Raw genomic sequence first — 830 nt, forward strand, 5'->3', positions numbered from 1 at the left:
AACACCACGGTCTTGTGGCCGTTGAGCATGACGCGGGATTCAAGGTGCTTCTTGACGGCGCGGGCGAGCACCCGGCTCTCGATGTCGCGGCCGGTGGCAACGAAATCCTCCGCGCTCATGGCATGGCTGACCCGCTCGGTCTCCTGCTCGATGATCGGGCCCTCGTCGAGATCGGGCGTGACATAATGCGCCGTCGCCCCGATCAGCTTCACCCCGCGCTCGAACGCTTGGTGATAGGGCTTTGCCCCCTTGAAGCTCGGCAGGAAGGAGTGGTGGATGTTGATCACCTTGCCGAACAGCCGCTTCGACAGGGTGTCTGACAGCACCTGCATGTAGCGGGCGAGGATGACCAGATCGGCGCCGGTGTCCTTGACGATCTTCAGCAGCGCCTCCTCCTGCGCCGTCTTGTTGTCCTTGGACACGGGCAGCACATGGTAGGGGATGCCCTCATGCTCGGCAAAGCGGCGGCTGTCCTCGTGGTTGGAGACGATGGCGGCGACCTCGGCATCGAGCCAGCCGACCTTGATCTGGTAGATCAGGTGCAGGAGTGCATGGTCGAACTTCGACACCATGATGACGATCTTCGGCTTCTTGGCCTGGTCGATGAGCGTGGTCTTCATGCCGAAGCGCTCGATGGCGGGCTTCAAGGCCCGCTCGACATCGTCCTTGGCGGTGCCTTCTGACGCGGCAAAGGCAATGCGCATGAAGAAGCGGTTGGTCTGGCGGTCCCAGAACTGGTTGCTCTCGGCGATATTGGCATCCAGCCCCGCAAGCTCCGTCGTCACCGATGCCACGATCCCCGGCTTGTCTTCGCACGACAGGGTGAGGAC

General features: G+C 62.5%; 1 protein-coding gene. It reads right to left on the reverse strand.

Features of this window, described 5'->3' with window-relative positions:
- On the reverse strand, positions 1-830 hold an 830-nt coding region (gene purU, locus ACTJJ7_RS28050; RefSeq protein WP_440969504.1), incomplete at both ends, for a formyltetrahydrofolate deformylase.

The sequence above is a fragment of the Phyllobacterium sp. 22229 genome, assembly GCF_052056495.1.
In the GTDB taxonomy this organism is placed as follows: domain Bacteria; phylum Pseudomonadota; class Alphaproteobacteria; order Rhizobiales; family Rhizobiaceae; genus Phyllobacterium; species Phyllobacterium myrsinacearum.